The 8,294-nt window shown below is 56.9% G+C and carries 7 protein-coding genes and 2 pseudogenes; 1 reads left to right on the top strand and 8 read right to left on the bottom strand.

Going from position 1 to position 8,294, the window contains the following annotated elements; translation table 11 throughout:
* Positions 1-69: 69 nt before the first annotated feature.
* The 8 genes and pseudogenes from HY29_RS18980 to HY29_RS15300 all read right to left on the bottom strand — a co-directional run.
* Positions 70-237 (bottom strand): annotated as a pseudogene (locus HY29_RS18980) (DDE-type integrase/transposase/recombinase); the annotation flags it as partial.
* Positions 238-241: 4 nt separating this feature from the next.
* Positions 242-1,576: an aromatic amino acid lyase gene (locus HY29_RS15275; protein WP_034798517.1), complete on the bottom strand. Its 1,335-nt coding sequence runs from the start codon at positions 1,574-1,576 to the stop codon at positions 242-244.
* Entirely contained in the window at positions 1,554-2,900 is a 1,347-nt protein-coding gene (locus tag HY29_RS15280) for a hypothetical protein (protein WP_034798518.1), read from the bottom strand. Before HY29_RS15280 ends, HY29_RS15275 begins: the two co-directional genes overlap by 23 nt.
* A 214-nt stretch (positions 2,901-3,114) precedes the next feature.
* A pseudogene (locus HY29_RS19940) lies at positions 3,115-3,212 on the bottom strand (IS6 family transposase); the annotation flags it as partial.
* Positions 3,213-3,272: 60 nt separating this feature from the next.
* Positions 3,273-4,031, bottom strand: a complete 759-nt coding sequence (locus HY29_RS15285) for an SDR family NAD(P)-dependent oxidoreductase (protein WP_034798519.1) — start codon at positions 4,029-4,031, stop codon at positions 3,273-3,275.
* Positions 4,032-4,106: 75 nt separating this feature from the next.
* A complete protein-coding gene (locus HY29_RS15290; RefSeq protein ID WP_034798520.1) occupies positions 4,107-5,162 on the bottom strand; it encodes a phosphotransferase family protein in 1,056 nt (351 codons plus the stop codon).
* Between the two features lie 14 nt (positions 5,163-5,176).
* The gene (locus HY29_RS15295) at positions 5,177-5,914 is read right to left on the bottom strand and encodes an SDR family NAD(P)-dependent oxidoreductase (protein WP_034798521.1); all 738 of its coding nucleotides are present in this window, start codon (positions 5,912-5,914) and stop codon (positions 5,177-5,179) included.
* A gap of 14 nt (positions 5,915-5,928) precedes the next feature.
* Positions 5,929-7,197 carry an acyl-CoA dehydrogenase family protein gene (locus HY29_RS15300; protein ID WP_034798522.1) on the bottom strand — a complete coding sequence of 423 codons (1,269 nt, stop codon included), beginning with the start codon at positions 7,195-7,197 and terminating at the stop codon, positions 5,929-5,931.
* A gap of 132 nt (positions 7,198-7,329) precedes the next feature.
* Between HY29_RS15300 and HY29_RS15305 the strand changes: the two genes are divergently transcribed.
* A complete protein-coding gene (locus HY29_RS15305) occupies positions 7,330-8,244 on the top strand; it encodes a LysR family transcriptional regulator (protein WP_162176740.1) in 915 nt (304 codons plus the stop codon).
* The last annotated feature ends 50 nt before the right edge of the window (positions 8,245-8,294 follow it).

Raw genomic sequence — 8,294 nt, forward strand, 5'->3', positions numbered from 1 at the left:
CTGGATTGGTATTGAATGAAGCAAAGCACGCGCCAATTTTTAGTTGCGGATATTTGCTGACCGTGGTCCGTTCTCGGCGCGGTTGTTGAGGTGCCGGTCAGTCTCTGGGCGACTTTCGTTTCCAACGGCTTTCATTGCGGCCGGATATAATCGACATTTGTCCGTCACCACGACGCGGGGATTCCCATGTCGCTTCATGGCTTTCTTCAGAAATTTCAATACTGAAGCCTTATCCCGGGCCTCAAATCAATCTTGCAGAATCTGGCAGTTTTGCAGTCCCGGCATCAAGGCGCTGATCTTTCCGGCCCGTTTCGCCTGAGCCGACACGATCCTGGATTTCATGCTCAAGGCCCAGTATGGTCTGGAGCTTGTCCGCGCACGCGACCATCTGGTGCGCAGTCAGGGTGCCATGGGTCCAGAAATCCTCGACCCCGTAAGAGGTTGCGCCGCCTGACCCGAAAACCCGTCGGCTATGGACCATGCGCATGTCTTCCAGCTCGGCAGCGGCCAGTTTGGGCCATTGGATCAGTGCGATCGGATCAGTCGAATCTGTGCCGTCGCGGGCAACGCCCTCAACCTCCCCGCTGAGGAAGAACTCCATCCGGCGCACAATCGTCCACCCCACCATGAGGAGGCTGTCGATCACCTGCCCTGTGGCAAGGGAAAGCCCGGGCGCGACGAAAGATCCACTCGGCAGGATTCGAGCCTCGCCCTGTCCGGTCTGGCCGATGCGGGGATTTGAACTCGGTTGGTTCAGGCTGTGAAGAAGTTGCCGGGCAAGCCCGGTAATCGACTCGTGAAACGCGAGGAGAGTTTGGGGAAATGCCCGTACCGAGACGGGGGGCTGAAGCGATCCGGGAGACGGAAACCGGCTTGGCTCTGTAACATGGGACTGGGCAGCTGCAACGCGGTTTGGCGCCGCATGGGTCAGCAGGGCATCATTTGCAGGAACGTATGCGAAGAAGCGCCTCGAGGCGGTCAGATAGCTGTCCCAGACCTGCGCCAGTCGGGAAAAGGCGGCCAGCGCAGTTCCGATATGGATGAAGGCTCCATTGAGCAGCGCCATGCCCTCGCCCGGCTTCAACTCGTAATCCGGCCGATGTGACAGCACAGCTCGCGCCCAATAAGCTGCCGGGATAACATCGCCGGATGAGTAGGTTGCTCCCTTCGGAATGTCCGGCGCAAAATCCGGGTCTCCTGCGAGATCGAGAAGAATCTCGTAGAGATCCGGCGAGATCAGGCTGCCCCCGGATGCGATCGTCCGACATTTCGACAGATGGATAAACCGGGCCGTCTCGGCATCAACAAACTCCGCCTGCGGAAGGCAGTGATTGTCTATGAGATTCCGCTGGTATGAAGCGGCGTAGCCGGCAGGCATGGGTTCGCCTTCCCTGTGACCGGGCAACGTATTGACTCCATAAATGCGGGGCGGCACGTCACCCTGCATGATCTCGGTAAAACGATCATATTGTGCTGCGATACCCTGCTTCGCCGCGACAAGCTCCACAGACAAGTCACCCGACTGCACGGTCGCGATCCATTTGGACAGGAGACTAATCTCGTCGGAATGAGGCATAAAACGCTCCGAAGATAACAAGAAGTAGGATGGCATTGAAGGTCAGGTTGATATCCAGCCACCCAAACAGATCAACCAGGCCGGGCACTTGCCCCGGCTCGGGGCGTTTCACATAGCCGAATATATCGAGCACAAAATTGAAGACTTGCGTGGCACCCAGGACGAATAATGCAAATTGCAGGAGGCGCCGATCCGTTTTCGCGACCTGGAAGGATTTGCGGTCCAGCCGTGAGCGGACCAGTTGATCACGCGACCTGAGCGCATCTGCGAGACGGTCCATGCCGAACGTCTTGAACAGGGTTTCAAAATATCTCCTCCGGGGCCCCTGAAGTGATATCTCGGCATCCCTCGCCTCGTTGAACACATAGTCCACAAAATTCTCCATGCGATGGAACCGCGGAATGAGCCGCTCGACATCACGCCGGGTCGTCGCCGCTGACAATGCCCGATATACTGAATTCTGATTATCATTCAGCACGTCCAGGATGCAGTAGAAATATTGAGCAATCGAGGACGCCTTCAGGAAAGCATCGAGATCTTCGCTGTTTCGGACGATGCTTGAGCCTGTATAGACAAGCGAGCCATCTCGCCCCTCGGTCCCATACGTCCGGATTTCATCCAGTCGCAATAAAGCGCCGAGCTCGGGTCGCCCCGATTCATTGTCATCAAGCTGATAGACGCGGTGCGCCCAGAAAAAGGGAGACCGGCTCTCGTCCCATTTCGGAAACGGATGATCGTTCAGATCAAAAAATATCTGATATTTTCGACGCGGGCGCATGAGAAAGGGTTTGTGAGGCCAGTCTACCTTGCCGGCCTCGAGCCGCTGGATCGCCGGCAGAATGAGGACATTGTTGAGCGGCATGACGAGGGTTTCAGCAAATTCTGACAGGTGACGCTCGAACATGTCTGCTGTCCAGGTTTCGGAAAGCCCCTGCATGTTCACCTCACCGACCAGGCTCAGTATGGCAAGCGTGTTGTCATAGACCTCGACGCGGGCGCTATGGATGGTGAGTGGCGGCCCCTGCCTGTCGGACAGAGTTGTCTCGTCTGATGCAGGCCTCTGGCTCTGCTCTGCAAGCCATTTGTCAGACAGATCAATTCCAGCAATCGGCCTCGAAAACCAGGGCAAGACGTCATCCGACAGGGATTTGAGAACGCCCGGTCGATCTCCGGCAAAGATGCTCAAAGACCCGACAGCCTCCAGATCATCAACCGACTGGAATGCCTGCTGCAGCGCGATCTGTGCGTCCTGTCTGTGGACCCCGACGATTTCGGACTCCAGATTGAGAAGTGTTCGAAATGGAATCGACAATCCAAATCGCATCCGCGTTTCTCCCAGAGACTTGATCCATTATTTTTTCAGGCCCTTTTGACAGCCTAGCCGGTTTTCGGTGCTCGGGAAAACCCCCTGATCTATCAGGGCTGCGCACTCAGGTTCGTGCGCATCTAAGACAGCTGGCAGCGCTCTGAAAGGTGGTGTCAGACTAATTCGAACTGACCTGATCCCCGATTTTTGGACCACTTCCGTGAGGGCAGACCAGATTGCGCAATGACAGCGGGAAACGGACAGACATCACCCCGCAAGCTGGATGATGCCGGGCGACGTCTTGAAGTAGCGAAAGGGTGATTTGGTGATTTCGCAAAGCTACGCCTCCGAAATCACCTCCTCAAGACCTGTTTTCATGACAAGGCCGCGCTAGGCATTACGAGCCATAAGACCGCCATCGACAGGCACGACTGTTCCAGTCAGATACGTCTGTGTTGGAAGGCTCATCGCGAGGGTCATCTGTGCCACTTCTTCCGGACCGCCATAGCGTTTGAGGGCGGTGCGCCGCTTGGCAAAGATCACCTTGTGATCAGCCGGCACGAAGGACGTCATCGACGTATCAATGGGGCCGGGGCAGATGCAATTGACCAGGATGCCTTCCGGGCCAAGATCCACGGCCAGCGCCCGCGTCAGTCCGGCAACCCCCGCCTTGCTTGCAACATATGCGCTGTCGAGTGGCGTCGCCCCGAGTGCTTCGGTGGAGGCGATGTTCACGATCCTGGGCGACTCGCTCTTGCGAAGCCAGGGCAGCGCGGCCCGGACAATCTTCTGCTGCGCAGTAAGATTGATACTGATCATCCGGTCCCAGTGCGCGTCATAGTCCGGATCATCTATGGCCAGGAAGCCTGCGATTCCGGCATTGTTCACGACAATGTCAATGCCCCCGAACTCTGCTGCGACGCTTTCTATAACGGCGGGGATATTGTCCGTGAGGGCAAGATCGATTGGCCAGCACTGTGCCGTGCCTCCTGCTTCCGTAATCTTTTTTAGGGTCGCTTCAAGACCATCCTTGTTCCGGTCTAGCAATGCGACCGTGGCACCGTTTTGGGCAAACAGAACGGCCGTTGCCGCGCCCATACCGCTACCGGCACCTGTGACAATAGCAATCTTCTTGTCGAGCTGGGTCATGTAAATTGTCCTTGTATTGAGTGAAGCAAGGCTGTCGGGAGGAGGTCTTCGGACGCGACGGGTGGTGGCGTCTATTTATTGCCATACGGTTCGGTTTAATCGGGCATGAGCCCGTTCAATCAGGGTCACGGATGTTTCGTGGAGAGTTTTGCCAATGGCCCTGGGCGCGGCGCCGCTGAATGCGCGCGCATATGTGCCCTCAAGGATGATGGCGAGCTTGAAGCAGGCGAGGACGATGTACCAATCGATATGTGAAAGGTCGCGTTGAGAGCGGTCTGCATATCGCTGGATCATCTCATCAATCGTCGGAAATCCTTCCCAGGGCTCCACCACCAGGACCGGCAGGTCCCGCCAGGCAGGATCACGCCATGTACAGATAACCCAAGCCAGATCGACCAGGGGATCGCCAATGGTGGAAAGCTCCCAGTCTATGACAGCCGCCAATTGCGGGCCGTCATTCCGGAACATGACATTCCCGATGGCGTAGTCACCATGCATGATGCCCGGCTTGAAGTCTGGTGGCAGATTGGCACTCAGATAGTCCGCCAGCGTATGAACATCACCGAGTCCCTCGCCGCCGGGCCATCCTTCGTGCTTTGTGTAGCTTTCCAGTTGAGACATCCACCGGCCGGCCTGACGGGACAGATAGTTTTCTGGTTTACCAAAGTCTCCCAGGCCGAGGGCTTCATGATCCAGACCGCCAAGCTCAGCTGCGGCGTCCACCATGGCAAACCCCATTTCGCGGCGGATCTGCGGGCTTGACCGGTGCAGCTCAGGTAGGCCGGTCACGGCGTTGAAGCCATCGACCGCCTCCATCAGGTAGAAGGTTGCGCCCAGCACATCCGGGTTATCGCAGACCGCGATAAAACGGGGGTGAGGCACGTTCGTTCCCGCAAGAGCGGCAAGCACCCGGGCTTCGCGTGCCATAACTTCGTTGGCTTTCGCGCGAGGGGTCACGCTTGGCCGACGCAAGACGAAGGGCTCACCGTTGCGCTCGAACTTCGCGATAATGTTCTGTGTGCCGCCGGCAAGTTGTGTGAGGCCGGTGATGGGACCTTTTCCGATCCCATTCGTATCCATCCACCTCTCAAGTCGGACCTGATCGATACCCGGCACCGCTGGACTGTCCATTCCCGGTCCCTTTTCTACAAGAGCAAACCGCCATCCGCGACGAGCATCTGACCCGTCATGTAGGATGACAGAGGAGATGCAAGGAAAAGCGCGATTGACGCCATTTCGTCAGGCGTGCCGAACCGGCCCATGGGAATGCGCGACATGGCGGCATCCTTGTGCTTCTCGTTCTCCGTTGTCTGCGCAGTCATGCGCGTGGGGATGAACCCGGGCGCAAGCCCGTTGACCCGGACCCCCTGGTGCGCCCAAGCCTGGGCAAGGGTGCGGCAGAGCCCGTATGCACCCGTCTTGGAGGCATTGTAGGCCGGGTTTCCACGTGTCGCGTGGAATGCGGCCGAGGAACTGACGATAATCAGTGAACCGCCGGATTTCTTCAGATGCTCATGGAAGCGCGTTGCGCAAGCCATCAGGCTGTTGAGGTTCACATCAACGACACGGCGGAAGCCATCCATTTCATATTCCTGCCGGTTGTAGAGTACCAGTCCCTGGGAAAGGACAAGGACATCCAGGCTGTCAAATTCCGCCTGATAGTCACGGACATGGTCGTAATCCGTAGCGTCCATTGTCTGGTAGACCATACCGGAGAGGTCGCTGTCTTCTTCCTTGTCATAGTCTGCCGCGTTCGGTCTGGTTCCCCAGACCCAGACCTTTGCGCCAGCGTCGCGAAAAGTGCGGGCGGTTGCATTTCCAATGCCTGTCGTGCCGCCAACGACGAGAACCGTTCTGTTGGAAAAATCGAGTGGATTGTTCATTTCGTCACCCCTGATCAGCTAATGCCGAATTTTGCCTTGGCGCGGGCTTCGCGTTTGTAGGCGATATATTCAGGAAAATCGGAATCTGCCGGCTCGACTTCTTTCAGGGCCTCGCGTGCCACGACCAATTTGTGTACCTCCGTCGGTCCGTCCGCGAGGCCGACATGATGACTGTTCACCAGCGCGGCCGTAAACGGCATCTGTGTCGACAGTCCTAGGGCACCGTGCAGATGAAGGGCTCTTGCAGAGATATCATGCAGGATTTTCGGCATGATGGCTTTCACGGCAGAGACATTGGCGCGGATGGCTTTCCAGTCATGTCCCTGATCGGCAAGCCATGCGGTTTCCAGCACAAGCAGGCGGAACTGCCGAAGCTCAATCCAGCTGTCGGCAATCTTTTCCTGAACCATCTGCTTCTGCCAAAGCGGCTCGCCTTTTGTTTCCCGTGATTTGACGCGTTCGCACATCATGTCATAGCACTTCGTTGCCTCGGCGATCGTCCGCATGGCGTGATGCATGCGCCCCCCACCCAACCTTACCTGTGCAACGACAAAAGCGTCTCCCCGGCCTCCCAGCATGTTTTCTTTCGGTACACGCACATTATTCCACTTCACGTGACCGTGCGTGCCTTCCGGCTCGCCGTGGAAGGTGTAGTCGCGGACAATCTCGATTCCCGGCGAGTCAGCCGGGACAATGAACATCGACATACGGCGATGGAGGTTGTTTGCCTCCGGCTCTGTAACAGCCGCAATGATGTAGAACTCCGCAAAGCGTGCATTGGAGGCAAACCATTTCTCGCCACTGATGACCCAGTCATCCCCATCCTGGACTGCCATGGTCTTCACCATGGTCGGGTCAGCTCCCCCCTGGGGCTCCGTCAACGAGAAACAGGAAACGATCTCATTGTTGAGCAGCGGCTTCAGATACCGCTCCTTTTGCTCGTCCGTTCCGTAATGGGCGAGAATTTCAGAGTTCCCGGTGTCGGGCGCCTGTGCGCCGAAGACGATCGGGCCGAAGCGTGAACGTCCGAACTGTTCGTTCATGAGGGCCAGCTTGAGCTGGCCATAGCCCGGCCCCCCAAGTTCCGGGCCCAGGTGGCATGCCCACAATTTACGTTTCTTGACCTCTTCCTGGAGCGGTCGAACAAGCTTTTCAAACAGCGGATCTCTAATATTCCACTGACTGCCCAGCACGTCATCAAGGGGTTCGACTTCTTCCCGCACAAATTCGGAAATCCAATCAAGCTCGGCCTGGAACTCCGGCTCTGTCTGAAATGACCACATAGGCATTTCCCCTTTCTGAAACGATAATTTCTGGCCTTAGCTATCAATCGTGGGGGCAAGCGTCGAATTTGATTTTTTTTGCCAATTAATAGGATTAAGTTATAAGAAATCATCGGCCGGAAGGAGTGCCCGTTGGACTTGCATGCCACACCATTGAGGGCGTTTCTGGCGGTTGCGGAGGCGCAGTCTTTCACCCGGGCAGCTGAAGAACTGAACATGTCGCAGCCAGCCTTGTCGGCGAAGATCAAGGAGCTTGAGCGTCGGTTGGGCTTCGACCTGCTCAAGCGGAGCAAGCGCCATGTGGAACTGTCGCCGGGCGGGCGCTCATTTCTTGCGCATGCGCGGCGTATGGTCCTCGAAACCGAATGGATGCATCAGAAGATCAGGGATATCCGAAAGAATGCGGTGAGGATCGGTGTTCCCTATTATTCATCAAACATCCCGGCACGTACCGGGCTGACAGATGATTTCATTGCCAACCATGGAGCAGACGGCATCGAAATCATCGGAATGAGCCATGACCGGCTCTACAGGGCACTTGCGTATGAAGATATCGATCTTGCACTCGTGCTGGAGCCTGAAGAGCACTGGTTTGATTCCGCAATCAGCCCCGCAGCCGAGACCGATCTGCGCGGACATATCATCGAGAGCCGTGAGCTTCAGTTATCCGTACCAGAATCGAGTGACCTGTATGGAAAGACGGTGATCAGGGCCGCCGACCTGGAAGGCCGCTCAGTCGCGTCCATCAGCCGTGTTCACGGGGTGGCTCTATCTGAGGGCGTCGCCCGCTTCCTCAATGCGCACGGTGCCACGCAGTTTAAACTGCCAGAAGCGAATGCAGTATCAACTCTCCGGCTCGCACGACGGCTTCAGGTGCCAGCCATCTGCCTCGGTTGGTTCACGGAAGATACTGAGACCTGCGGGCGCAATTCCCGGCCCCTTCCATTTGAAGAGGGCGGGATCAAGACTCATTTCGTCATCCGGCGCCGGTCAGATTCGCTTCGGCCGCTCGCAGAGACATTCTGGACAGAGGCAACGAGGTGCTAACCTGTGCTGTCAGACAAGCTCGAACCCGTCTCCATTATTCGCTTAAGACC

This window comes from Hyphomonas beringensis (assembly GCF_000682755.1).
GTDB lineage: Bacteria > Pseudomonadota > Alphaproteobacteria > Caulobacterales > Hyphomonadaceae > Hyphomonas > Hyphomonas beringensis.

What these genes read in the sequence shown, in the direction of transcription:
- HY29_RS15275 (WP_034798517.1), bottom strand. Translation starts at nt 1,576, where the DNA reads ATGCCTCATTCCGACGAGATTAGTCTCCTGTCCAAATGGATCGCGACC.
- HY29_RS15280 (WP_034798518.1), bottom strand. Translation starts at nt 2,900, where the DNA reads ATGCGATTTGGATTGTCGATTCCATTTCGAACACTTCTCAATCTGGAG.
- HY29_RS15285 (WP_034798519.1), bottom strand. Translation starts at nt 4,031, where the DNA reads ATGACCCAGCTCGACAAGAAGATTGCTATTGTCACAGGTGCCGGTAGC.
- HY29_RS15290 (WP_034798520.1), bottom strand. Translation starts at nt 5,162, where the DNA reads ATGGACAGTCCAGCGGTGCCGGGTATCGATCAGGTCCGACTTGAGAGG.
- HY29_RS15295 (WP_034798521.1), bottom strand. Translation starts at nt 5,914, where the DNA reads ATGAACAATCCACTCGATTTTTCCAACAGAACGGTTCTCGTCGTTGGC.
- HY29_RS15300 (WP_034798522.1), bottom strand. Translation starts at nt 7,197, where the DNA reads ATGTGGTCATTTCAGACAGAGCCGGAGTTCCAGGCCGAGCTTGATTGG.